The 21,995-nt window shown below is 73.7% G+C and carries 23 protein-coding genes; 13 read left to right on the forward strand and 10 right to left on the reverse strand.

The features are described 5' to 3' along the window. Nucleotides 1–17: 17 nt before the first annotated feature. The 3 genes from Q6969_RS00185 to Q6969_RS00195 are packed head-to-tail and all read right to left on the reverse strand — an operon-like array spanning nucleotide 18 to nucleotide 1,557. Nucleotides 18–863, reverse strand: a complete 846-nt coding sequence (locus tag Q6969_RS00185; protein ID WP_317228644.1) for an SURF1 family protein — start codon at nucleotides 861–863, stop codon at nucleotides 18–20. Further along, nucleotides 860–1,114, reverse strand: coding sequence for a hypothetical protein (locus Q6969_RS00190; protein ID WP_317228646.1), 255 nt, complete (start codon nucleotides 1,112–1,114; stop codon nucleotides 860–862). The genes Q6969_RS00185 and Q6969_RS00190 overlap by 4 nt, the downstream gene beginning before the upstream one ends. Next, the gene (locus Q6969_RS00195; RefSeq protein WP_317228647.1) at nucleotides 1,111–1,557 is read right to left on the reverse strand and encodes a DUF3099 domain-containing protein; all 447 of its coding nucleotides are present in this window, start codon (nucleotides 1,555–1,557) and stop codon (nucleotides 1,111–1,113) included. Before Q6969_RS00195 ends, Q6969_RS00190 begins: the two co-directional genes overlap by 4 nt. Before the next feature lie 118 nt (nucleotides 1,558–1,675). Between Q6969_RS00195 and fabG the strand changes: the two genes are divergently transcribed. Both fabG and Q6969_RS00205 read left to right on the forward strand, forming a co-directional pair. Further along, a complete protein-coding gene (gene fabG, locus Q6969_RS00200; RefSeq protein WP_317228648.1) occupies nucleotides 1,676–2,386 on the forward strand; it encodes a 3-oxoacyl-ACP reductase FabG in 711 nt (236 codons plus the stop codon). Between the two features lie 23 nt (nucleotides 2,387–2,409). Then, the gene (locus Q6969_RS00205) at nucleotides 2,410–3,366 is read left to right on the forward strand and encodes a phosphotransferase (RefSeq protein WP_317228649.1); all 957 of its coding nucleotides are present in this window, start codon (nucleotides 2,410–2,412) and stop codon (nucleotides 3,364–3,366) included. A 74-nt stretch (nucleotides 3,367–3,440) separates the two neighbouring features. On the opposite strand, the gene serB is transcribed toward Q6969_RS00205, so the two are convergent. Together serB and Q6969_RS00215 are read right to left on the reverse strand one after the other, a co-directional pair. Then, entirely contained in the window at nucleotides 3,441–4,070 is a 630-nt protein-coding gene (serB, locus tag Q6969_RS00210; protein WP_317228665.1) for a phosphoserine phosphatase SerB, read from the reverse strand. Between the two features lie 65 nt (nucleotides 4,071–4,135). Next, nucleotides 4,136–5,377 (reverse strand): glucose-1-phosphate adenylyltransferase, encoded by a 1,242-nt coding sequence (locus Q6969_RS00215; protein WP_317228650.1) that lies wholly within the window; start codon nucleotides 5,375–5,377, stop codon nucleotides 4,136–4,138. Between the two features lie 46 nt (nucleotides 5,378–5,423). Between Q6969_RS00215 and glgA the strand changes: the two genes are divergently transcribed. The 3 genes from glgA (at nucleotide 5,424) to Q6969_RS00230 (ending at nucleotide 7,878) form a co-directional block, all read left to right on the forward strand. Beyond that, a complete protein-coding gene (gene glgA / locus Q6969_RS00220) occupies nucleotides 5,424–6,608 on the forward strand; it encodes a glycogen synthase (RefSeq protein WP_317228651.1) in 1,185 nt (394 codons plus the stop codon). Nucleotides 6,609–6,694: 86 nt separating this feature from the next. After that, entirely contained in the window at nucleotides 6,695–7,483 is a 789-nt protein-coding gene (locus Q6969_RS00225) for an ABC transporter ATP-binding protein (protein ID WP_317228652.1), read from the forward strand. 140 nt (nucleotides 7,484–7,623) lie between these two features. Continuing rightward, nucleotides 7,624–7,878 (forward strand): type B 50S ribosomal protein L31, encoded by a 255-nt coding sequence (locus tag Q6969_RS00230; RefSeq protein ID WP_094115976.1) that lies wholly within the window; start codon nucleotides 7,624–7,626, stop codon nucleotides 7,876–7,878. A gap of 126 nt (nucleotides 7,879–8,004) precedes the next feature. On the opposite strand, the gene Q6969_RS00235 is transcribed toward Q6969_RS00230, so the two are convergent. Continuing rightward, nucleotides 8,005–8,706, reverse strand: a complete 702-nt coding sequence (locus Q6969_RS00235; RefSeq protein ID WP_317228653.1) for a 3'-5' exonuclease — start codon at nucleotides 8,704–8,706, stop codon at nucleotides 8,005–8,007. A gap of 10 nt (nucleotides 8,707–8,716) precedes the next feature. Next, a complete protein-coding gene (treS, locus tag Q6969_RS00240) occupies nucleotides 8,717–10,450 on the reverse strand; it encodes a maltose alpha-D-glucosyltransferase (RefSeq protein ID WP_374953154.1) in 1,734 nt (577 codons plus the stop codon). A 124-nt stretch (nucleotides 10,451–10,574) separates the two neighbouring features. Between treS and Q6969_RS00245 the strand changes: the two genes are divergently transcribed. Together Q6969_RS00245 and Q6969_RS00250 are read left to right on the forward strand one after the other, a co-directional pair. After that, nucleotides 10,575–11,471, forward strand: coding sequence for an alpha/beta hydrolase (locus Q6969_RS00245; protein ID WP_317228654.1), 897 nt, complete (start codon nucleotides 10,575–10,577; stop codon nucleotides 11,469–11,471). Next, on the forward strand, nucleotides 11,468–12,562 hold the full coding sequence (locus tag Q6969_RS00250; RefSeq protein WP_317228655.1) for a glycosyltransferase family 1 protein: 1,095 nt from the start codon (nucleotides 11,468–11,470) through the stop codon (nucleotides 12,560–12,562). Before Q6969_RS00245 ends, Q6969_RS00250 begins: the two co-directional genes overlap by 4 nt. Before the next feature lie 80 nt (nucleotides 12,563–12,642). Here the strand turns inward: Q6969_RS00250 and Q6969_RS00255 are convergent, their stop codons facing one another. Together Q6969_RS00255 and Q6969_RS00260 are read right to left on the reverse strand one after the other, a co-directional pair. Next, nucleotides 12,643–13,278: a histidine phosphatase family protein gene (locus Q6969_RS00255; protein WP_317228656.1), complete on the reverse strand. Its 636-nt coding sequence runs from the start codon at nucleotides 13,276–13,278 to the stop codon at nucleotides 12,643–12,645. Next, nucleotides 13,275–14,129 (reverse strand): Sir2 family NAD-dependent protein deacetylase, encoded by an 855-nt coding sequence (locus tag Q6969_RS00260; RefSeq protein WP_317228657.1) that lies wholly within the window; start codon nucleotides 14,127–14,129, stop codon nucleotides 13,275–13,277. The genes Q6969_RS00255 and Q6969_RS00260 overlap by 4 nt, the downstream gene beginning before the upstream one ends. 155 nt (nucleotides 14,130–14,284) lie before the next feature. Between Q6969_RS00260 and Q6969_RS00265 the strand changes: the two genes are divergently transcribed. Together Q6969_RS00265 and Q6969_RS00270 are read left to right on the forward strand one after the other, a co-directional pair. Further along, complete coding sequence (locus Q6969_RS00265) at nucleotides 14,285–15,094, forward strand: RNA methyltransferase (protein WP_317228658.1); 810 nt, start codon at nucleotides 14,285–14,287, stop codon at nucleotides 15,092–15,094. After that, the gene (locus tag Q6969_RS00270) at nucleotides 15,091–16,305 is read left to right on the forward strand and encodes a D-alanyl-D-alanine carboxypeptidase (RefSeq protein WP_317228659.1); all 1,215 of its coding nucleotides are present in this window, start codon (nucleotides 15,091–15,093) and stop codon (nucleotides 16,303–16,305) included. Before Q6969_RS00265 ends, Q6969_RS00270 begins: the two co-directional genes overlap by 4 nt. A 69-nt stretch (nucleotides 16,306–16,374) precedes the next feature. Here the strand turns inward: Q6969_RS00270 and Q6969_RS00275 are convergent, their stop codons facing one another. Beyond that, complete coding sequence (locus Q6969_RS00275; protein WP_317228660.1) at nucleotides 16,375–17,166, reverse strand: SGNH/GDSL hydrolase family protein; 792 nt, start codon at nucleotides 17,164–17,166, stop codon at nucleotides 16,375–16,377. A gap of 124 nt (nucleotides 17,167–17,290) precedes the next feature. Between Q6969_RS00275 and Q6969_RS00280 the strand changes: the two genes are divergently transcribed. From Q6969_RS00280 to Q6969_RS00295, 4 genes are all read left to right on the forward strand, one after another. Continuing rightward, on the forward strand, nucleotides 17,291–18,142 hold the full coding sequence (locus Q6969_RS00280) for a VOC family protein (RefSeq protein ID WP_317228661.1): 852 nt from the start codon (nucleotides 17,291–17,293) through the stop codon (nucleotides 18,140–18,142). A 51-nt stretch (nucleotides 18,143–18,193) separates the two neighbouring features. Continuing rightward, nucleotides 18,194–19,393 carry an acyl-CoA dehydrogenase family protein gene (locus Q6969_RS00285; RefSeq protein ID WP_317228662.1) on the forward strand — a complete coding sequence of 400 codons (1,200 nt, stop codon included), beginning with the start codon at nucleotides 18,194–18,196 and terminating at the stop codon, nucleotides 19,391–19,393. 217 nt (nucleotides 19,394–19,610) lie between these two features. Then, nucleotides 19,611–21,419, forward strand: a complete 1,809-nt coding sequence (locus tag Q6969_RS00290; protein WP_317228663.1) for a DEAD/DEAH box helicase — start codon at nucleotides 19,611–19,613, stop codon at nucleotides 21,417–21,419. A 122-nt stretch (nucleotides 21,420–21,541) separates the two neighbouring features. Then, the coding region (locus tag Q6969_RS00295) for a DnaJ domain-containing protein (RefSeq protein ID WP_317228664.1) at nucleotides 21,542–21,995 on the forward strand (454 nt) is incomplete at its 3' end.

Consider the following 21,995-nt stretch of genomic DNA (forward strand, 5'->3'; position numbering starts at 1 on the left):
GACCGGTCGTGTCCGGGTCAGCGCGCGTCGTCGAGGATGCGGTCCTCGATGTCCGCGTCGGACGGCTGCTTGCGCGCCCGCTTCAGCTGCCGGGCGCGCTCCCGGTCCTGCTCCTCGGGATCGTCGGCGTTGATGATGCGGTACTCGTTGCGGACGGCGACGCCCAGCCCCACGAACGCGATCAGCGCGAAGACGATCCACTGGAACGCGTAGGAGAGATGCGGGCCCTCGTCCTCCGTGGGACGCGGCGTCGCGAACGGGGCCGCGTCGGCCGGCGCCGGGTCCTCCGAGATGAGGAGCCCGTACGCGGCCGTGAAGGTCGGGGCGCCCACGCGGTCCGCGATGTCGGGCAGATGCACCGTGGCGATCTGGCCCTCGGGAGCGGAGCGCCCGGGGAGCTCCGGCTCGCCCGCCTTCAGCCGCGCCGTGACGGTCACCTCGCCCGCGGGCGGTGCCGGGACGGAGTCCGGGGAGTCCTGCGAGTTGCCGACGGGCACCCATCCTCGGTCGACGACGAAGACCCGCCCGTCGTCGAGCCGCAGGGGCGTGAGGACCTCGAAGCCCGGCTGGCCGTTGAACGGCCGGTTCCGGGCCAGGAGCTGCTCGTCGACCAGGTAGGTGCCCGTCATGGTGACGGGCGTCCACTTCTGCGTGTCGACGTAGGCGTCCGTGTCCCCCAGCACCTGCTCGACGGGGAGGGGCGTGCTGTCCCAGTTGTCCTCGACCTTGGCGATCTCGGCCACGGCCTCGTCACGGCGCGCGAACTGCCAGTGGCTGAGCAGCACGCAGGCGATGGCGAAGACGACCGCCACGAGGAGGTAGCCGGCCCAGCGGCGGTTGAGCACGAAGCGCCAGCGGTTCACCGGATCGCCCCCTCGACGGGATCGTCGATGGCCGCGACGCGGACGGGGAAGTCCCGTCCGGCGAGGAACTCGCGGAGGAAGCCGACGTGCTCGTCGCACGCCGTCCACGTCTTCACGCGATCGGCCGCGTGGATGCGCGGGTTCCGCCACTCCACGCGCCATCCGGCGTCGGCACGGCAGCCGGCGCGCGAGCACTCGACGACGTCGGCGGGACCGGCGGCGCCGAGACCCCAGGAGGCGAGCCCGCTCACGCGCCGGTCGGGGTGTCGGGCGCGTCGCCCACGGTCGAGGGTCGGACGTCGGACGCACGCGGCTCGGGCGCGCGCCCGGTCTCGTACGTGGTGAACGGCTCGGGCGTGGTGAACGGCTCGGACGCGCGGAAGGGCTCGGAGGGCGTGTACGTCGGCGCCGTGGGCGGGAAGCCGGAGTGGCGGGCCGAGACGACCACGACGCCGCCCGGCCGCTCCACCGCGGTGCCCTGGTTGGCACCCACGTTGGCGAGGATGACGGCGAAGTACGGCAGGACGATGGCGCCGATGGCGGCCACGGCCAGCCACCAGCCCTGCAGGAAGAGGCAGGACAGGATGCAGACCATGCGGATGCTCATGGCGATGGTGTACTTCACCATGCGGGCGTGGCGGTCCTCCTGCGGGGACCGGGGGAGGCTGGTGACCGACTGCTGCGGGGTTGGCATGCGTGGATGGCGTCCTTCGGGGGAGCGTCGCGCTCCCCATCCCCTCCAGGGTACGCCGCGCCACCGCTAGGCTCGTCCGAGTCCGCAAGCCCCCGCCGAGCCGTAAGGGAAGGTCCCCATGAGCATCGCACGCACCGTCGTCGTCACCGGAGGCAACAGGGGGATCGGGTTCGCGATCGCCGAGGAGATGCTCCGCCGGGGACACCGCGTGGCGGTCACCGCGCGCTCGGGCGAGGGCCCGGAGGGCAGCCTCACCGTGCGGGCCGACGTCACCGACGCCGCGTCCGTCGACGCCGCGTTCACCGAGGTCGAGGCGGCGTACGGACCCGTGGAGGTCGTGGTGGCCAACGCGGGCATCACGCGCGACACGCTCATGATGCGGATGAGCGACGACGACTTCACCGAGGTCGTCGACACCAACCTCGGGGGCGCGTTCCGCGTCGTCAAGCGCGCGTCGAAGGGCATGCTCAAGGCGCGCTTCGGCCGGATCGTCCTCATCTCGAGCGTCGTCGGCCTCTACGGCTCGGGCGGCCAGGTCAACTACGCCGCCTCCAAGAGCGGGCTGGTGGGCGTCGCCCGCTCCATCACCCGCGAGCTCGGTGCCCGCGGCATCACGGCCAACGTCGTGGCCCCCGGCTTCATCGAGACCGACATGACGGCGGAGCTCCCCGAGGCCACCGCGGCCGAGTACAAGAAGACCATCCCCGCCGGCCGCTACGGCACCGCCGCCGAGGTCGCGGGCGTGGTCGCGTGGATCGCCTCCGACGAGGCCGCGTACATCTCCGGCGCCGTGATCCCGGTCGACGGCGGCCTCGGCATGGGCCACTGACGACGCTCGCCGGGGATCGCACCGTGTCCGACCTCCTGGCGGCCTGGGACCTGGGTCCCGCCGCGCTCACCGAGCTGGGGGCGACGCACAACCACGCCTACCGCGTCGACGTCGACGGCGGACCCGCCTACCTGCTGCGCCTGCACGTCGCGCGACGGCAGCAGCACGAGATCGACCTGGAGCTCGAGTGGCTCGACATGCTGGCCGCGCGCGGCTGGCCGTCGGTCCCGGGACCCCAGCGCACGCGCGACGGGTCCTGGACGGCGACCGTCGAGGCCGCCGTCCCCGACGACGACGAGGTCGGGCGCCGGCGGTCGGTGATCGGCGCGTCGGGGGAGCGCGTGGAGCGGCGCCTCGCGAGCCTCCTCACCTGGCACGACGGGGAGATGCTGAGCAGCCTCCCGGCGTCCTCCGACGCCGGCCCGTTCGCCGAGACCCTGGCCGCCCTGCACGCCGCCGGCGCGCAGCCGGGAGCGGTCGCCCTGGCCGCCCGTCGGCGGAGGTACGACGCCGACTACGCGTCGACACGCCTGGAGCGGCTGGTCGAGGGCTACCCCGCGATCATGGCCGACGGATCCACCGCGGCGGCCCTGGCCGCTGCCGTGGAGGAGCTGCGGGCGACGCTCGCGCTGGCGGGCCCGCCGATCATGGTGCACGGCGACTACCACCCGGGCAACCTCATCCAGGGGCCCGAGGGGGTCTCCGTCATCGACTTCGACCGCTGCGGGCTCGGGCCGGCGGGGCTCGACGTCGCCGCCGCCATCATGTACCTCGCGCCGCGGCAACGGGCGCAGTTCCACCGGGCCTACACGGCCGCGGGCGGCAGCACGGGCGTGCCGGACGAGCGCTTCGGTGCCTTCATCTTCCTGGCGTACCTCGACAACGTCACGCACCTCGCGAGCCTGCCGTCCGAGCGGGAGCGGATGCCCGGCAACATCGCGCAGCTCGCCGCCATCGCGCGGGCGGTCGTCACCGGCTGACGGCCGTGCGCCGCCCAGTCCTCCTCCGGCCGACGCGGTCGGGGACGTGCCGCTGCGCACGTGCGGCCGAGGGCCTAGGGCCGGAGGCCGACGAGCGCGAGGACCTGCGCGAGGTCGCGCCGGTCGATGCACACGTCGGCACCACGGCGCACGGCCGGCTTCGCGTCGAACGCGACCGACAGGCCGGCGACGGCCATCATCTCGAGGTCGTTGGCGCCGTCGCCGACGGCGATGACGCGGGTGAGCGGGATCCCGAGCTCCCGGCTCCACTCCTCGACCGCGGCGCGCTTCGCCGCGGCGTCGATGACCGGCCCGGTGACGCGGCCGGTGAGATGGCCCCCGGCCGTCTCCAGGCGGTTCGCGCGCCACAGGTCGAGCCCGAGTCGGGCGGCCAGCGGGTCCAGGAGCTCGTGGAAGCCTCCGGAGACGACGGCCACGACGTGCCCCGCGGCGTGCAGGGCCTCGACCATCCGGTCGGCCCCCGGGGTCACGCGGATGCGCGCTCCCACCTCCACATGCACGGTGTCGGGGAGGCCGGCGAGGGTCGCGACCCGGGACCGGAGGCTCTCGGCGAAGTCGAGTTCGCCGCGCATCGCCCGGTCGGTGACCGCGGCGACCTCCGCGAGCGAGCCCGCCTCCGCTGCCAGCAGCTCGATCGCCTCGTCCTCGATGAGGGTCGAGTCGACGTCGAGCACCACCAGCATGCGGGGGAGCGCGCGGGGGACGGCGGCCGTCGCCCCGGGGCGGGTCGGCGTCGGGCTGACCTCGATCACGGGGTGACGTGCACGCCCTTGCCCACGACCGTGATGCCGCCGTCGGTCACGGTGAAGCCGCGCTCCCGGTCGCGGTCGTGGTCGACGCCGACGGTGGCGCCGGGCGCGACCTCCACGTCCTTGTCGAGGATCGCACGGCGGATGTCCGCGCCCGCCCCGATGTGGACCTTGTCGAACACGATGGAGTCGACGATGCGGGCGCCCGACTCGGCGATGACCCACGGGCCGAGCACGCTGCGCTCGACGTGGGCGCCGCTGATCACGCCGCCGAGGGAGGTGATCGAGTCGATCATCGTGCCGGTGTTGCCCTGCGCGTCGCGGACGAACTTCGCCGGCGGGCTGTTGAGCTGCTGGCTGAAGATCGGCCAGTCCTTGTTGTAGAGGTTGAAGACCGGGAGGGCCGAGATGAGGTCCTGGTGGGCGTCGAAGAAGGACTCGATGGTCCCGACGTCCCGCCAGTAGTAGCGGTCGCGGTCGTTGGCGCCCGGCACCTCGTTGCGGTTGAGGTCGTAGACGCCCGCGTTCCCCTGCTCGACGAACCACGGGACGATGTCGCCGCCCATGTCGTGGGCCGAGTCGGCGTTCTCGCCGTCGCGGCGGACGGCGTCGATGAGCTGGTCGGTGTCGAAGACGTAGTTGCCCATGGAGGCGAGGACCTCGCCGGGCGAGTCGTCGAGGCCGACCGGGTCCTTCGGCTTCTCGAGGAAGGCGCGGATGGCGGCGGGGTTCGCGGGATCCGTGTCGATCACGCCGAACTGGTCGGCCAGCTCGATGGGCTGGCGGATGGCCGCGACCGTGGCGCCGCGACCCGAGGCGATGTGCGCGTCGATCATCTGGCTGAAGTCCATGCGGTAGACGTGGTCGGCGCCGACCACGACGACGATGTCGGGCTTCTCGTCGTTGATGAGGTTGAGGCTCTGCAGGATGGCGTCGGCCGAGCCGCTGAACCACCGCTTGCCGAGGCGCTGCTGCGCGGGCACGGAGGCGATGTAGGAGTTCAGCATCTGGTTGAGGCGCCAGGTCTGCGACACGTGGCGGTCGAGCGAGTGCGACTTGTACTGCGTCAGCACCACGATCTGCGTGAGCCCCGAGTTGATGAGGTTCGACAGCGCGAAGTCGATGAGGCGGTACTGGCCGCCGAACGGGACCGCGGGCTTGGCCCGGTCCGCGGTGAGCGGCATGAGCCTCTTGCCCTCGCCGCCGGCGAGCACGATTCCAAAGATCTTCTTCGATGCCATTGCCCCAGCGTAGATGCACGACGGGGCATGTACTAGCGTTCGACCAATGCGAGCAGACGTGATCACCAAGGAGTATCCGCCCGAGGTCTACGGGGGTGCCGGCGTGCACGTCACGGAGCTCGTGAAGGCCATGCGGCAGCGGACCGAGGTCGTCGTCCGCGCGTTCGGCGCCCCGCGCGACGAGCCCGGCGTCCTCTCCTACCCGGTCCCCGCGGAGCTCCGCGAGGCGAACGCGACCCTGCAGACCATGGCGGTCGACCTCGCCATCGCCAGCGACGTGGCCGGGGCCGACGTCGTGCACTCCCACACCTGGTACGCGAACCACGCGGGCCACGTCGCCTCGATGCTGCACGGCATCCCGCACGTGGTCACCGCGCACAGCCTCGAGCCGCTCCGCCCGTGGAAGGCCGAGCAGCTCGGCGGCGGCTACCGGGTGTCCAGCTGGATCGAGCGCACCGCCTACGAGGCGGCCGACGCCGTCATCGCGGTGAGCGACGGCATGAAGCGGGACATCCTCCGCTCGTACCCCGCGCTCGACGAGTCCCGCGTGCACACCGTCTACAACGGCATCGACCTCGAGGCGTGGGCCCCGGTGCACGACGACGAGCTGGTGCGGTCGCTCGGCATCGACCCGTCGCGGCCGTCCGTGGTGTTCGTCGGGCGGATCACGCGGCAGAAGGGCCTGCCCTACCTCCTCCGCGCGGCCGCGCTCCTGCCCGCCGACGTCCAGATGGTGCTCTGCGCGGGCGCTCCCGACACCCCGCAGATCATGGAGGAGGTCACGTCCCTCGTCCGCGGGCTCCAGGCGGAGCGCTCCGGCGTCGTCTGGATCGACCGCCTGCTGCCGCGCCGCGAGCTGTCCGCCGTGCTCACCGCGGGCACGGTCTTCGTCTGCCCGTCGATCTACGAGCCGCTCGGCATCGTCAACCTCGAGGCCATGGCGTGCGGCGCCCCCGTCGTCGGCACGGCGACGGGCGGGATCCCCGAGGTCGTCGACGACGGCGTCACCGGCCGCCTCGTCCCCATCGACCAGGCCACCGACGGCACGGGCACCCCCACCGACCCCGAGCGCTTCATCCGGGACCTCGCCGCCGCGCTGACCGAGGTGGTGCAGGATCCGGACACCGCCCGCCGCATGGGCGAGGCCGGCCGGGCGCGCGCCGAGCGCGAGTTCGGCTGGGATCGCATCGCGCGCCAGACCGAGGCGATCTACGCGTCGATCCTCCGCTGACGGGACCCGCGGGGACGGGCACGACGTCCTTCCCCGCGGCTCTGGCGGTCGAGCCGCGCGCGGGCCGGGGCCGGTAGACTCGTGGCATGAGCCACGTCCTCTCCCTGTCCGGAGTGTCCTTCGTCCGGAACGGGACGACCATCCTCGACCGCATCGACTGGACGGTGGACGGCGACGAGCGCTGGGTCGTCCTCGGGCCGAACGGCGCGGGGAAGACGAGCCTGCTGCAGATCGCCTCGGCGATGGCGCACCCCTCCTCCGGCAGTGCGACGGTCCTCGACCACGAGCTCGGCCGCGTCGACGTGTTCGAGCTGCGCTCGCGCATCGGCTTCGCCTCGACCGCGATGGCCCGCCGCATCCCGGCGGACGAGACCGTGCTCGACGTCGTCCTCACGGCGGCGTACTCGGTGACGGGTCGCTGGAACGAGGACTACGAGGACATCGACGTGCGCCGCGCCCAGCGCGTGCTCGCGGAGTGGCGCCTCGGACACCTCGAGCAGCGCCGGTTCGGCACCCTCAGCGACGGCGAGCAGAAGCGCGTGCAGATCGCGCGATCGATCATGACCGACCCCGAGCTCCTCCTCCTCGACGAGCCGGCCGCGAGCCTCGACCTCGGCGCCCGCGAGGAGCTCCTCCAGCTGCTGGGCGGCTACGCGTCGGCGCCGGAGGCCCCCGGCATCGTCATGGTCACGCACCACGTCGAGGAGATCCCGCTCGGCTTCACGCACGGCCTGCTCCTCCGCGACGGCGCGGTCGTCGCGGCCGGGCCGCTCGCGGACGTCATCACCGCCGACTCCCTCGGCCGCACCTTCGGGCTCGAGCTCGAGGTCACGCACGTCGACGGGCGCTTCACCGCCCGCGCCGTGCGCGCCTGACCGCGGCTCCTCTCGGCGCGCCGGATCACCGGCCGACCGGAAGCCGCGCCCGTCTGGTAGGCTCGTCCACTGGTCCGGTGATCATCCCGCACCGCTCACGCTTCCCACGCACGACATCGATTCGACGAAGGACACCCCCGATGAAGACCGACATCCACCCCCAGTACGCCCCCGTCGTCTTCCGCGACCTCGCCTCCGGTGAGACGTTCCTCACCCGCTCCACCGTGGGCAGCTCGAAGACCATCGAGTGGGAGGACGGCAACACGTACCCCGTCATCGACGTCGAGATCTCCAGTGCCTCGCACCCCTTCTACACGGGCAAGCAGCGCATCATGGACTCCGCGGGCCGCGTCGAGAAGTTCAACTCGCGCTACGCGGGCTTCGGCAAGAAGTAGCAGCCACCCGTTGCACCACGAAGGGCGCCCGGCTCCGGCCGGGCGCCCTTCGTCGTCCCCGGGCCCAGCCGCCGATCGCAGACGGGCGCGCGACGGAGGACGTGACCCGCGGGCGGGGATCCTCGATCAGCTGCCGGCGTGCCGCTCGGGCCAGGCGCCGGAGGTCGTGAACGCGGGATCCCGCGTGCGCCGCATGTAGTCCTGGAAGCTCTCGGCCTGCACGCGGGACCAGTCGACCTGGCGGTCGTGGAGGTCGAGCACGGGGATGTCGAGCTGGTCGGCGTAGCGCCCCGCGATGGCCTGGGCGACGCGGCCCGCGGCGATCGCGTCGGCACCGGCGTCGTGCGCGTCGTCGAGCCGCACGCCGTAGTGCTCGGCCGCGACCGACAGGGTGCGCTTGCCGCGGCGGTAGGTGTCCACGGCCTTGTCGATGACGAGCGGGTCGATCACCGGCCCGGTGTCGCGCAGCGGCTCCACGCCGTGGCGCACCGCCTCGCGGTTGAGGAGGGTGAGGTCGTAGGGCGCGTTGTAGACGACGAGCGCGAGCCCGCGGGCGAACATCTCGCGGATGGTGGTGACGATCTCGAGCACCACCGCGCCCGCGTCGCGGCCCTCCGCCCGGGCGCGCTCCGTGGTGACGCCGTGGATGGCGGCGGCACCCGCGGGGATCTCGACGCCGGGGTCCGCGAGCCAGTCATGGCGCTCGAGCACGCGCCCCTCGGCGTCGAGCACGACGATGCAGGCCGTGACGATGCGGGCGGTCTCCACGTCCACCCCCGTCGTCTCGAGGTCGAACGAGGCCAGGGTGTCGTGCCAGCGGGAGGTCATCCTGTAGATGCTACGGGCGACCGCCGATGGCGGGCGCACCCATGTGCAGCCAGTAGAAGCTCTGCGTCGCGAGCGTGAGGGTCAGGCGGCCGTCGTCGCCGACCGTCGGGAACACGCCGCCGCCGAAGAGGTCGTAGAGCTGCGATCCCGCGAAGTCGGACGCGTCGATCGTGACCGAGACGGGGTTGTGCGCGAACGAGAAGACGCACAGCACGTCCTCGGCGCGGTCGCCGAAGTGCGTGCCGCTGCCCTCGTAGGAGCGCACGAACGCGAGGACGCTCTCGTGGTCCGTGGGGAGCACCCGGATGGTGCCCTGCCCGAAGACCGGGTGCGCCTTCCGGACGTGGATGACGTTCCGCACCCAGTGCAGGAGCGACCGCGACTGGGCCAGCTGCGACTCCACGTTGATCTGCGCGTAGTTGTAGACGAGCGACTGCACGACCGGGAGGTAGAGCTTGCCCGGGTCGGCGGTGGAGAAGCCGGCGTTGCGGTCCGGCGTCCACTGCATCGGCGTCCGCGACGCGTCGCGGTCCGGGAGCCAGATGTTGTCGCCCATCCCGATCTCGTCGCCGTAGTACAGGAACGGGCTGCCGGGCAGGGAGAACAGGAGCGCGTGCACGAGCTCGAGCTCGGCGCGCGAGTTGTCGAGCAGGGGCGCCAGGCGACGGCGGATGCCGATGTTCACGCGCATGCGCGGGTCGTACGCATACCAGCCGTACATGGCCTGGCGATACTCCTCGCTCACCATCTCGAGCGTCAGCTCGTCGTGGTTGCGGAGGAACACGCCCCACGCCGCGGCGTCGGGGATCTCGAACGTCTCGCTCATGATGCGCTTCAGCTCGTCGGCCGTCTGCGAGCGCAGGGAGTAGAAGATGCGGGGCATGATCGGGAAGTCGAAGGCCATGTGGCACTCCGGCTCCTCCTCCGTGCCGAGGAATGCGGAGACCTCGCGCGGCCACTGGTTCGCCTCGGCGATGAGGATGCGGCCCGGGTACTCCTCGTCCACCATCGCGCGCAGGCGCTTCAGGAACTCGTGCGTGGCGGGCTCGCCCTCGCCGTTGCCCTCCTCGGTCTCGTAGAGGTAGGGGATGGCGTCGAGGCGCAGGCCGTCGACGCCCATGTCGAGCCAGTGGCGGATGACGCCGTAGATCGCCTCGTGCACCTTCGGGTTGTCGAAGTTCAGGTCGGGCTGGTGCGAGAAGAAGCGGTGGAAGAAGAACTGGCGCCGCACGGGGTCGAAGGTCCAGTTGGACTCCTCCGTGTCGACGAAGATGACGCGGATGTCCTCGTACTTCTCGTCGGTGTCGCTCCACACGTAGAAGTCGCCGTAGGGGCCGTCCGGGTCGGAGCGGGACTGCTGGAACCACTCGTGCTGGTCGGAGGTGTGGTTCATCACGAGGTCGATGACGATGCGCATGTTGCGCTCGTGGGACTTGGTGACGAGCTCCTTGAAGTCGTCGAGCGTGCCGAACTCGGGGAGGACCGACATGTAGTCGCTGATGTCGTAGCCGCCGTCGCGGAGCGGCGACTGGAAGAACGGCGGGATCCACAGGCCGTCGATGCCGAGCCACTGCAGGTAGTCCAGCTTGGAGATGAGCCCCTGGATGTCGCCCGTGCCGTCGCCGTTCGAGTCGACGAAGGAGCGGATCATGACCTCGTAGAAGACGGAGCGCTTGTACCACTGCTTGTCGAGGGTGAGGCCGGGCAGGGTGATGGGGGCGGTGAAGCTCACGGTTCTCCTCATGGGCGCGACGGGGCGTCGACTCGGGGGCGGGAAGGCCTGGGGGCGATTCTAGGTCCGGCGGCCAGGGCGGCCGGCCCGGCGCGCCCGGGGGCGCGGGCCGCGGGCGCTCGTAGACTCGACCCCGATGACCGTCCCCTCGCCCTACGCCGCCCAGCTCGACCGCATCCCCGTGGTGCGCCGCACCGTCGACCTCCTCGGGAGCAGCACCGCGTGGTGGGAGTACGGGCCGGCGGACGCCGCCGAGGTCCTGGTGGTCGTGCACGGCTTCCGCGGGGACCACCACGGGCTCGAGCCCGTGGTGGCGCAGCTGCCCGGGGTGCGGATCCTCTCGCCCGACCTGCCCGGCTTCGGCGACTCGACGCCGCTCGTCGGCGCTCGGCACGACATCCCCGGCTACTCGGCCTGGCTCCTGGCCTTCGTGGAGGCGACCGCGACCCGCGACGCGACCGTCCTCGGGCACTCGTTCGGGTCCATCGTCGTCACGGCCGCGCTGGCCGACGGGCTGCCGGCTCCCCGCGCCGTCCTCGTGAACCCGATCGCGGCGCCGGCCCTCGAGGGCCCGCGGGGCATCCTCACCCGGCTCGCCGTCCTCTACTACCGCGCGGCCGCCGTGCTCCCCGAGCGCGCCGGGTTCGGCCTGCTCCGCAACCGCGCCATCGTGCGCGTCATGAGCGAGGCGATGGCGAAGACCCGCGACCGCGGGCTCCGGCGGTGGATCAACGACCAGCACGACCGCTTCTTCAGCGCCTTCAGCGACCGGCGCGTGGTGCTCGAGGCGTTCCGCGCGTCGGTGTCCTCCGACGCCAGCACGTACGCCCCGCGGGTGCGTGTCCCGGTGCTGCTGGTCGCGGCGGAGCGCGACGACATCACGCCCGTCGCGGCGCAGCACCGGCTCCAGCGCCTCTTCGCCGACGCGCGCCTGGAGGTCATCCCGCGGGTCGGCCACCTGATCCACTACGAGACGCCGCGCGAGGCGGCCCGCGCCATCCGCCGCTTCCTGGACGAGGGGACCGCATCGTGAGGCTCGTGTTCGACTGCCGCTACACCCGCATCGGGCGGCACGACGGGATCAGCCGCTACGGCGCCGAGCTCGTCGCCCGGCTCGGCGCGCGCTTCGACGTGACCATGCTGATCAGCGACCACCGCCAGCTCCAGCTCCTGCCGGACCTGCCCTGGCAGCTGGTCAGCTCGCCCACGGGACCGCGGGAGCCCTGGGTCGCCCGGCGCGTCTCGCGGATGCGGCCCGACGTCGTCTACAGCCCCATGCAGACGATGGGGTCGCGCGGGCGCACCTACCCGCTCGTGCTGACCCTGCACGACCTCATCTACTACCGCCACCGGCGACCGCCGCGCGACCTCCCGGCGCCCGTCCGCGCGCTGTGGCGCGCCTTCCACCTCGCGTGGTGGCCGCAGAGGCTCCTGCTCGACCGGGCCGACGCGGTCGTCACCGTCAGCGAGACGACGCGCGGCCTCATCCGCCGGCACCGCCTGACGACGCGATCCGTGGTCGTCGTGCCCAACGCGGCCGAGCTCGCGCCCGCGCCGGACGGGACGCCCGACGGGCCGCGACGCGGGCCCGAGGAGCGGACGCTCGTCTACATGGGCTCCTACATGCCGTACAAGAACGTCGAGACGCTCGTGCGCGCGGCCGACGACCTGCCCGAGCACGAGCTGCACCTCATGAGCCGCGTGCCGCCGTTGGAGCGGGAGCGGCTCGAGGCGCTCGCCGACGGCGCGCGCCTCGTGTTCCGGGACGGCGCGAGCGACGACGAGTACGCGCGCACCCTGCGGCGCGCGACCGCGCTCCTGACCGCCTCCCGCGACGAGGGCTTCGGCATCCCCGTGATCGAGGCCATGAGCGCCGGCCTGCCCGTCGTGGTCAGCGACATCCCCATCTTCCGCGAGATCGGCGGGGACGCCGCGGTGTACGTCGACCCGGACGACCCCGAGGGCTTCGCCGCCGCCGTGCGGGCGCTCGAGGACCCGGAGGAGTGGCGGCGACGGTCGGCCGCGTGCATCGCCCGTGCGGCGGAGTACGACTGGGACGCCTCGGCGACGGCGCTGGGGGACCTCCTCGAGCAGGTCGCGCGGTCGGGGCGCGGCCGCGCCTGACGCGCGCCCTGCGCCCGGGGCTGCCCGGGCGGTCGGTCCGCGTCGACCGCCGTGCGCGCCGGCGCCCGCCGCGGAGCCGCTCAGACGTGACGCGCGGTGCGGAGGTCGGCGATGGCGCCGAGGTCCGCCACCCCGCCGAAGCGCAGCAGCGAGAGCTCGCCGTCGACGACGCCGAAGGTGTGGGCCGAGCCGTTCTCGATCATGGGCCCGGGCCGCCCGACGAGCGACGGGTCGAGGCTCCGCGCCAGCGCCGCGATGACGCCGCCGTGCGAGACCGCGACGACCGAGCCGCCCGGGTGCCGGACGGCCAGCCGCACGAGCGCCGCGCCCGCCCGCTCGGTGACCGACTCCACGGTCTCCCGGCCGGGCACGTCGCCGTCGAGGAAGCGCGCCTCGATCTCGGCGTGCGTCAGCCCCTCCGCGAGCCCGTAGCGCCGCTCCGCGAGCGCCGCCTCCGGCACCGGACCCGACGTCGGGGCGCCGCCGAGCGCGAGGTGCTCCACGATGATCGACGCGGTCTCGAAGGCGCGGCTCAGGGGGCTCGCGTACACGGCGTCCCAGGCGGATCCGCCGGAGACCGCCTCCGCGAGGAGCGCTCCGGCCGTGGCGGCCTGCGCCCGGCCGGTGTCATCGAGCGGGATGTCGCTGGAGCCCTGCACGCGCCGCTCCACGTTCCACGCGGTGCGGCCGTGGCGGACGAGCACGATGCGGGTCACGCGGCGAGCTCCGTCGCGATGGCGCGGAGGATCTCGCTCGTGCCGCCCTCCAGGCGCACGGTGGCACGGGTGTCGCCCTTCGTGACGCCCCGGTTCAGGATGACGATCGGCATGCGGCTCCTCCGGGCGAGCTCGAGCAGGCGGATGCCGGAGTTGACCGCGAGGGACGACCCGGCGATGAGCAGCACATCGGCGCCGGAGACGATGGCGCTGGCCTCCTGGAAGCGCTCCGTCGGCACGAGCTCGCCGAAGAAGACCACGTCCGGCTTGAGCATGCCGCCGCAGACGCTGCACACCGGGATCCGGAAGCGGTCGACGTCGTGGACCTGCGCGTCGCCGTCGGGGTTCAGCTCCACCGCGTCGGGCTGGTCGAGCCACGGGTTCTCGGCGCTGATCCGCTCGGCGACGGCGGAGCGCGCGTAGGCCTGGCCGCAGTCGAGGCACAGGACCCGGTCGAGCGAGCCGTGCAGGTCGACCACCCGGCGGGACCCGGCACGCTCGTGCAGGCCGTCGACGTTCTGCGTGACGAGGCCCGCGACGACGCCGGCCGCCTCCAGGTCGGCGAGGGCAGCGTGCCCGTCGTTCGGCCGCGCCGAGCTGAAGGCCTTCCAGCCGAGGTGGCCGCCCGCCCAGTAGCGGCGGCGGAAGTCGTCGCCCTCGCTGCGGAACTGCTGGAACGTCATCGGGTTCCGCTTCGGGGCGCCCTCGCCCCGGTAGTCGGGGATGCCGGAGTCGGTGCTGAGGCCGGCCCCCGTGAGGACGGCGGTGCGACGGCCGCGCATGAGCTCGACCGCCTCGGCGATCGTGGACCCCGCGGGGGGCCGGGGATCGTCACGGAGAGCGGTGCTCATGGGGCCTCCCGGTGCCGAGCGGACGCCCGGCCCGGTCGGCGGGGAGCGACGGGGCAGGGCATCATTGTCCTGTCGAGTCTAGACAGCGCATCCCCGCGAAGGCTCCGCGTGAAGAGGCTCCCACCGCCGCGGTGCGGGCGGAGGAGAGGACCGGCGTGCACATCCACCGCATCGAGGACCTCGACTCCCCGGGCCTCGAGGACTACTCCCGTCTCACGGACGTGGCCCTCCGCCGCGTGAGCGAGCCCGCGGGCGGCCTCTACATCGCCGAGTCCACCAAGGTCATGGGCCGGGCGCTCGCCGCCGGCCACGTGCCGCGCTCGGTCCTCGTTCAGGAGCAGTGGCTCGACGACGTCGCCCCGCTCCTCGACGCGTTCCCCGACGTGCCCGTCTTCGTCGGCGCGGCCGCCGTGCTGGAGCGGCTCACCGGCTACAACCTGCACCGCGGGGCGCTCGCCGCGATGCACCGTCCGCCCCTGCCGTCCGTGCCCGACGTGCTGCGGGACGCGCGCCGCGTCGTGGTGCTGGAGGACATCGTCGACCACACGAACGTCGGCGCGATCTTCCGCGCCGTCGCGGGCATCGGCGCCGACGCCGTGCTCATCACGCCCCGCTGCGCCGACCCGCTCTACCGGCGGAGCGTCCGCGTGAGCATGGGCACCGTGCTGCAGGTGCCGTGGACGCGGCTGCCGGAGTGGTCCGAGGCGGCCCCGCTGCTGCACGACGCGGGCTTCCACCTCGCGGCGCTGGCCCTCGAGGACGACGCGGTGACGCTCGACGCCTTCGCCGCGGACCCGCCGGAGCGGATCGCGCTCGTGCTCGGCACGGAGGGCGACGGCCTCAGCCGCCACGCGCTCCGGCACGCCGACTCGACGGTCGTGATCCCGATGCTCCACGGCGTCGACTCCCTCAACGTGGCCGCGGCGAGCGCCGTCGCGCTCTACGCGCTGCGGGTCCCCGCGTGAGCCGGGCGCGTCGCGTCGCGCTCTCCGGCGTCGCCGCCGCGCTCCTCGTCTCGGCGGGCGTCTACGTGCCCGTCACCCTCACCGCGGAGCCGCCCGCGGCGGTCGCCCAGGTGGACGCGCCGGATCCCGTCGTGCAGGTCCCGACGCCCGAGACCTGGCCGTCCGAGGGCGTGTCCGCGGTCGGCGCGATCGGGTTCGACGGCGTGCTCGCCACGAACGACGCGTCGCCCGTCGCCCGTCCCATGGCCAGCATCACGAAGACCGTGACCGCGCTCGTCGTCCTGGAGGCGCGGCCCCTCGCGCCGGGGGAGGAGGGACCGCAGGTCACCTTCACCGCCGAGGACGAGGCGCTCCGCGCGGAGATCCTCGCGCAGGACGGGATCGTGGAGCCGGCGGTGCCGGGCACGAGCCTCTCCCAGCGCGACCTGCTCGAGGGCGCCCTGCTCGCGAGCGCCAACAACTACGCGGCCGCCCTCGGCGTGTGGGCCTTCGGGTCGAACGACGCCTTCGTCGCGGCCGCCAACGCCTGGCTCGTCGAGCAGGGCCTCGCGGGCACGCACGTGGCCGACGCCATGGGCCTGTCGCCGGAGACCGTGAGCACCACCGCCGACCTCGTCCGGATCGGCGAGCTGGCCCTCGCGGATCCGGTGCTCTCCGGCATCGTCGACCAGCGGAGCGCGGACGTGCAGGGCGTCGGGACGGTCGAGAACCGCAACCTCCTCGCCGCCGTCCCGGGATTCCGCGGCATCAAGACGGGGACCCTGGAGCAGGCGGGCAAGTGCCTGCTCTGGGCCGTGGACACGAAGGTGGGCGACCGCGACGTCACGGTCGTCGGGGTGACCCTCGGGGCGCGCGACCACGCCGAGCTCGCGCGGCAGGTGCTCGCGCTGCTGCCGACGGTGACGGCGAACATGCACGTGGTGCAGGTCGCCGCGGCCGGGCAGCCGTTCGCGGACTACACGACCGCATGGGGGGCGACGGCGCAGGCCGTGAGCACGACGGACGAGTCCCTGCTCGTGTGGGGCGACACCCCTGTCACGACCACGGTCGAGGCGGGTGCGTCCGGCGAAGCGGCCGCGGGGACCGGGGTCGGCACGGCCACGGTGACGGCCGGTCGGGAGACCGTGCGGGTGCCGCTGGCGCTCGACCGGGAGCTCCCGGGTCCCGACGGCTGGTGGCGGCTCGGCAACCCGGGGGAGCTGCTCGGCTGATCGGGGCCGGGCGCGGACGGGCGGCGACGCCGGGACCGGCTCAGCGCGACGCCGGGTCGGGCTCGCGGCTCAGCGCGGGACGTCGGGGCGCGTCCACGGCGCCGCATCGGGCCGCTTGGCCGTCCGCCCGTCGCCGGAGGACTGGTGGCGGAGGCGCCGCAGCACCCACGGCACGAAGTACGAGCGCGCCCAGTCGATGTCGCCCGCGCGGGCCTGGCTCCACGTGCGCGCCGGCAGCGGCTCGGGCTTCAGCGGCTCGAGGGCGTTCTCGACGGCGAGCGCCTGCAGCACCATGCGCGCGACCGTGTGGTGGCCGAGCGGGGCGAGGTGCAGCCGGTCGACGTCCCACATGCGCGGGTCCTGGATCTCGCTGAGCGACCACTGGTCCGCGACGATGCAGTCGTGGCGGGCCGCCACCGCGCGGATGTCCTCGTTGTAGATGGCGACCTTGCCGCGGAGCCGGCCGAACACGGGGGAGAACTTGACGTCGGTGCCCGTGAAGAGCACCACCGTGGCGCCCTCGGAGGAGAGCCGGGCGACCATCCGGTCGAGGCGGTCGGCGAGCCGGTCGGGGTCGGCGCCCGGCCGGAGGATGTCGTTCCCGCCTGCCGAGAGGGAGACGAGGTCGGGGTGCAGCGCGAGCGCGGGCTCGACCTGCTCGTCGGCGATCTGCCCGAGGAGCCGGCCGCGGATGGCGAGGTTCGCGTAGGAGAAGCCGTCGACCTGGTCGGCGAGGACCTCGGCGACGCGATCCGCCCAGCCGCGGTGCCCGCCCGGGCTGCCCGGCTCGGGGTCGCCGATGCCCTCCGTGAAGGAGTCGCCGAGGGCGACGTAGCGGCGCCAGGGATGGGGCTCGGTCATGCGCTTCCTTCCGGGTGGGACGCCTCCCATCATAGGAACGGCCTCGAACGGCGTCGGGAATGCGGCCCCGCGCTATTTGGTTGAGCACTCAAGCAACCCTGATCGCCCGAGGAACGAGGACCGCATGCCCGACCTGCTCTCCGCCGACACGTCCATGGGTCCCGTGACCCTGCTCGTCGGCGACCTGGACCGGATGACCGCCTACTACCGCGACGCGGTGGGGCTCGAGCAGATCGCGGAGGGCGTGGAGTCGACCACGCTCGGACGCGCCGGCGTCCCCGCCGTGGTGCTCCAGCCCGCGCACGGACTCTCCCTCCCGCGCCGCGGGGACGCCGGGCTCTTCCACACGGCCGTCCTCTTCGACACCCCCGCCGCCCTCGCGCGGTCCGTCGCGTCCGTCGCGGGGAGCGCCGCGGGCTCCTTCACGGGCAGCGCCGACCACCTCGTGAGCCGCGCGTTCTACTTCACCGACCCCGAGGGCAACGGCGTCGAGCTCTACACCGACCGTCCCCGCGACGAGTGGTCATGGCAGGACGGCGCGATCGTCATGGACACCCTGCCGCTCGACCCGAACGCCTTCCTCCGTGAGGAGCTCGCTCCCGTCGCCGGCCCCGCGTCCGACGCCGCCGGCATCGGGCACGTCCACCTCCAGGTGGGCGACACGGAGACGGCCGCCGCCTTCTACGTCGACGTGCTCGGGTTCGAGCTCGTCGCGGGCTTCCCCGGATCCGCGATCTTCGTCTCCGCGGGCGGCTACCACCACCACATGGCCATGAACACCTGGAACAGCCGTGGCGCCGGACGCCGGCCCGCGACGCTCGGCCTCGGCACCGTCCGCATCGAGGTCCCCACCCGCGACGAGGTCGTCGCGGTCGACGCGCGGCTGCGGCAGGCGGGCGTCGCGACCCGCGACGACGGCCGGGAGCTCGCCTTCGAGGACCCGTGGGGCAACGCGCTCATCCTGTCGGCCGCCTGAGCGACGGTCGCGGCCCGACCCGTGCCGGGCGCGGTCGGGGAGACTGGGCGCATGACGCCCGACTCCCCGGCCGACCCGCGCGACCCGCGCGACCCGCACGCCCTCCTCGACGACGCGCTCCTCGCCCGCATCCGCTCCCGCGCCGCCGGCTACGACGCCCGGAACGCGTTCTTCGCCGAGGACCTCGACGAGCTCCGCGCGGCCGGGTACCTGCGACTCCTCGTGCCCGCCGACCTCGGCGGATCCGGTGCCTCCCTCGCCGATGCCGTGCGCGCGCAGGCGCTCCTCGCCCAGCACGCGCCCGCCACGGCGCTCGGCATCGGGATGCACCTCGTCTGGACCGCGGTCGCCCGCATCCTCGCCGACCGCGGTGACGACTCGCTGCGCGGCGTCCTCGAGGACGCCGGGAGCGGGGAGCTGCTCGCCTTCGCCGTCAGCGAGCCCGGCAACGACCAGGCGCTCGCCGACGCACTGACCCGCGCGGTGCCCGACCCGGACGGCGCCTACCGGTTCACCGGCACCAAGGTCTCCTCCAGCATGGCGCCCGCCTGGACGCGGCTCGGCCTCTTCGGGCGCGACGACGCCGATCCCGACCGCCCTCTGCTCGTCCACGCCTTCGTCCCGCGCGACGCCCCCGGGCTCGAGATCGTGCCCGACTGGGACACGCTCGGCATGCGGGCGACGCAGAGCCACACGGTCGTCCTCCGCGACGTGCGCTCCGCCCCCGCCGACGTGGTCCGGCGGCGCGAGGTCGGACGCCGCGACGACCCCTTCGTGCTCGCCGTGCTGCAGGCGTTCGAGCTGCTCATCGCCGCCGTCTACGCGGGCCTCGGGCAGCGAGCCCTCGACCTCGCCGTGGAGTCGGCCCTCCGCCGCACCTCGCGCGCGGCGGGCGGCGCCGCGCTCGCCGCGGATCCGGGCATCCGGCACCTGGTGGCGGAGGCGGCGCTCGCGCAGGACGCGATCCTCCCGCAGCTGGAGGCGCTCGCCGCGGACGTCGACCGGGGCGCGGACCACGGCGACCGCTGGGCGTCGCTCCTCGTCGGCGCGAAGGTGCGGGCGACGCGCACGGCCGCCGAGGTCGTGCAGCGGGCGATCGCGGTCGCGGGCGGCGGGTCCTTCCGCACGGGCGACGAGCTCGGACGCCTCTACCGCGACGTGCTGGCCGGCGGCTTCCACCCCTCCAGCGACCGTCAGGCCGCGGAGACCATCGCCGCGACGCTGCTCGGCCCCGTCCCGCGCCGCGACTGACGGGAGACGGCGCGGGACCGGCGGGTCGTGCCAGGTCCCGGGGACGGCTCCTGCGGCCACCTCGCGACGCGCCCGGACCGCGCGGGGGAGGCGGATCCGTCCTCCCGGACCGCCCGCCGCGGGAGCCACGAGGCCGCGCCGATCGGGCGGCCGCACCGCCCTCCGGGCTCCCGCGCCACGGACGTGACGTCAGCCGGTGCGGGTATCGTGAGGTCGAGTGAGCACCCTGCCGTCCCCTCCTCCGCACGTCGGATCCGCCGCGGCCGAGCACCTCTCGCCGGCCTTCCCCGAGCGCGCCGCCTGGGGCACCGTCAGCAAGCTCCGGGCCTGGCAGGAGGAGGCGCTCACCGCCTACTTCGCGAACGAGCCGCGCGACTTCCTCGCGAACGCGACGCCGGGCGCCGGCAAGACCACCTTCGCCCTCCGCCTCGCCTCCGAGCTCCTGCACCGCAAGACCGTCGACAAGGTCACGGTCGTCGCCCCCACCGAGCACCTCAAGAAGCAGTGGGCCGACGCCGCCGCCCGCGCGGGCGTCCGCCTCGACCCCATGTACAGCAACTCCTCCGGAGCCCTCGGTCGGCACTACCACGGGGCCGCCGTGACCTACGCGCAGGTCGCCGCCAACCCGTACCTGCACAAGACCATGACGGAGTCGAGCCGGACGCTCGTCATCCTCGACGAGGTCCACCACGGCGGGGACGCGCTCAGCTGGGGCGACGCCATCCGCGAGGCCTTCGAGCGCGCCACGCGCCGCCTGTCCCTCACGGGGACCCCGTTCCGCTCCGACACCGCCCCCATCCCGTTCGTCAGCTACCTGCGCGACCACCGCGGCGTCCGGCTCTCCCAGACCGACTACGACTACGGGTACGGCCGGGCGCTCGCCGACGGCGTGGTGCGGCCCGTCATCTTCCTCGCCTACGCGGGCAGCATGCGCTGGCGCAACAAGATGGGCGACGAGATGGAGGCCCAGCTCGCCGAGGGCAACACGAAGGACATCACCTCGCAGGCCTGGCGCACGGCGCTCGCCCCCGACGGCGAGTGGATCCCGCAGGTGCTGCAGGCGGCCGACCGCCGCCTCAGCGAGGTCCGGCAGTCCATCCCCGACGCCGGCGGCCTCGTGATCGCCACCGACCACACCACAGCGCGCGCCTACGCGGCCATCCTCCAGCGGATCAGCGGGCAGCCCGTGACCCTCGTCCTGTCCGACGACGTCGAGGCGAGCGCCAACATCGACCGCTTCTCCGCCAGCACGTCGCGCTGGATGGTCGCCGTGCGCATGGTCTCCGAGGGCGTCGACGTGCCGCGCCTCGCCGTGGGCGTGTACGCCACCAGCGCCTCCACCCCGCTGTTCTTCGCGCAGGCCATCGGCCGCTTCGTGCGCGCCCGACGCCGCGGCGAGACGGCCTCGATCTTCCTGCCGAGCGTCCCGAACCTGCTCGTGCTCGCCAACGAGCTCGAGCGCCAGCGCGACCACGCGCTCGATCGCGACTCCTCGAAGGAGGGCGACCTCTACAACCCCGAGGACGCCATGATGGGCGAGGCGAACCGCAGCGAGAAGGGATCCGACTCCCTCCTCAGCGAGTTCTCGTTCGAGGCGATGGGATCCGAGGCGACCTTCGACAAGGTCCTCTTCGACGGCGCCGAGTTCGGGCAGATGGCCGACGTCGGCAGCCTCGAGGAGGAGGAGTTCATCGGCCTCCCCGGGATCCTCGAGCCCGAGCAGGTCCGCGAGCTCCTCGCCCAGCGACAGCACCGCCAGTCCCGGCACGCCTCCGAGCGGGAGCGCAAGCAGGCCGAGAGCGGTGCGCCGAAGGACCCGGACGACATCCCGCTGTATCGCACGCTCAAGGAGCAGCGGCAGCTCCTCAACAGCCTCGTCGGGATGCGCGCCAAGCTGCACGGCGAGCCCCACGGCCTCGTCCACGCCGAGCTGCGGCGCGTCTGCGGCGGCCCCGCCGTCGGCCAGTGCAGCGTGACCCAGCTGCAGCAGCGCATCGACCAGCTCCGCCGGTGGATGCGCAGCTGACGCGCTGACGCGCTGACGCGCTGACGCGGACGGCTCACGGCCCGCGCTCGGCCGCCGCCCAGGCCCGCTCGCCTACTATCGGACGCCTGGGTGCCGCCCGACCGCACCCGCGAGGAGACCCGATGCCCGTCCCGTCGCGCGATGCCGACGCGTACGCCGTGCTCGGGGTCGAGCCCTCCGCGTCGCAGGACGAGATCCGCCGGGCCTACCGCCGCCGCGTGCGCGCCGCCCATCCCGACATGGGTGGCAGCGCGGACGAGTTCCAGGCCGTCCGCGACGCCTTCGAGTCCGTCGGCGACCCCGAGAGCCGCGCCCGGTACGAGCGTGCACTGCGGGACGCCCCGGCGCCCGAGGAGCCCGTCCGTCGGGCCCACTCGTCCGCGCCCGGTGCGACCGCCCCGGATGAGGCCTGGGATCCGGCGTCCCGCCGCGGACGCCCCGGAGCCCCGCGCGCGCGACCCGCGGCCCGCACCCGGAGCTTCGGTCACCCGGGCGGGTTCGCCCGGCTCCGCTACCTGGCGCTGGTGCGGGAGTGGCTGGCGGATCCGGCCGAGCCGTCCGTCCCCGCCGCTCCCG

Origin of the sequence: Clavibacter sp. MX14-G9D (assembly GCF_032917815.1) — a bacterium.
GTDB lineage: Bacteria > Actinomycetota > Actinomycetes > Actinomycetales > Microbacteriaceae > Clavibacter > Clavibacter michiganensis_K.

Coding starts and splice junctions, on each gene's coding strand:
- Q6969_RS00195 (WP_317228647.1), bottom strand. CDS start 1,557: ATGCCAACCCCGCAGCAGTCGGTCACCAGCCTCCCCCGGTCCCCGCAG.
- fabG (WP_317228648.1), top strand. CDS start 1,676: ATGAGCATCGCACGCACCGTCGTCGTCACCGGAGGCAACAGGGGGATC.
- serB (WP_317228665.1), bottom strand. CDS start 4,070: ATGCTGGTGGTGCTCGACGTCGACTCGACCCTCATCGAGGACGAGGCG.
- Q6969_RS00215 (WP_317228650.1), bottom strand. CDS start 5,377: ATGGCATCGAAGAAGATCTTTGGAATCGTGCTCGCCGGCGGCGAGGGC.
- glgA (WP_317228651.1), top strand. CDS start 5,424: ATGCGAGCAGACGTGATCACCAAGGAGTATCCGCCCGAGGTCTACGGG.
- Q6969_RS00225 (WP_317228652.1), top strand. CDS start 6,695: ATGAGCCACGTCCTCTCCCTGTCCGGAGTGTCCTTCGTCCGGAACGGG.
- Q6969_RS00230 (WP_094115976.1), top strand. CDS start 7,624: ATGAAGACCGACATCCACCCCCAGTACGCCCCCGTCGTCTTCCGCGAC.
- Q6969_RS00235 (WP_317228653.1), bottom strand. CDS start 8,706: ATGACCTCCCGCTGGCACGACACCCTGGCCTCGTTCGACCTCGAGACG.
- treS (WP_374953154.1), bottom strand. CDS start 10,450: ATGAGGAGAACCGTGAGCTTCACCGCCCCCATCACCCTGCCCGGCCTC.
- Q6969_RS00245 (WP_317228654.1), top strand. CDS start 10,575: ATGACCGTCCCCTCGCCCTACGCCGCCCAGCTCGACCGCATCCCCGTG.
- Q6969_RS00260 (WP_317228657.1), bottom strand. CDS start 14,129: ATGAGCACCGCTCTCCGTGACGATCCCCGGCCCCCCGCGGGGTCCACG.
- Q6969_RS00275 (WP_317228660.1), bottom strand. CDS start 17,166: ATGACCGAGCCCCATCCCTGGCGCCGCTACGTCGCCCTCGGCGACTCC.
- Q6969_RS00280 (WP_317228661.1), top strand. CDS start 17,291: ATGCCCGACCTGCTCTCCGCCGACACGTCCATGGGTCCCGTGACCCTG.
- Q6969_RS00285 (WP_317228662.1), top strand. CDS start 18,194: ATGACGCCCGACTCCCCGGCCGACCCGCGCGACCCGCGCGACCCGCAC.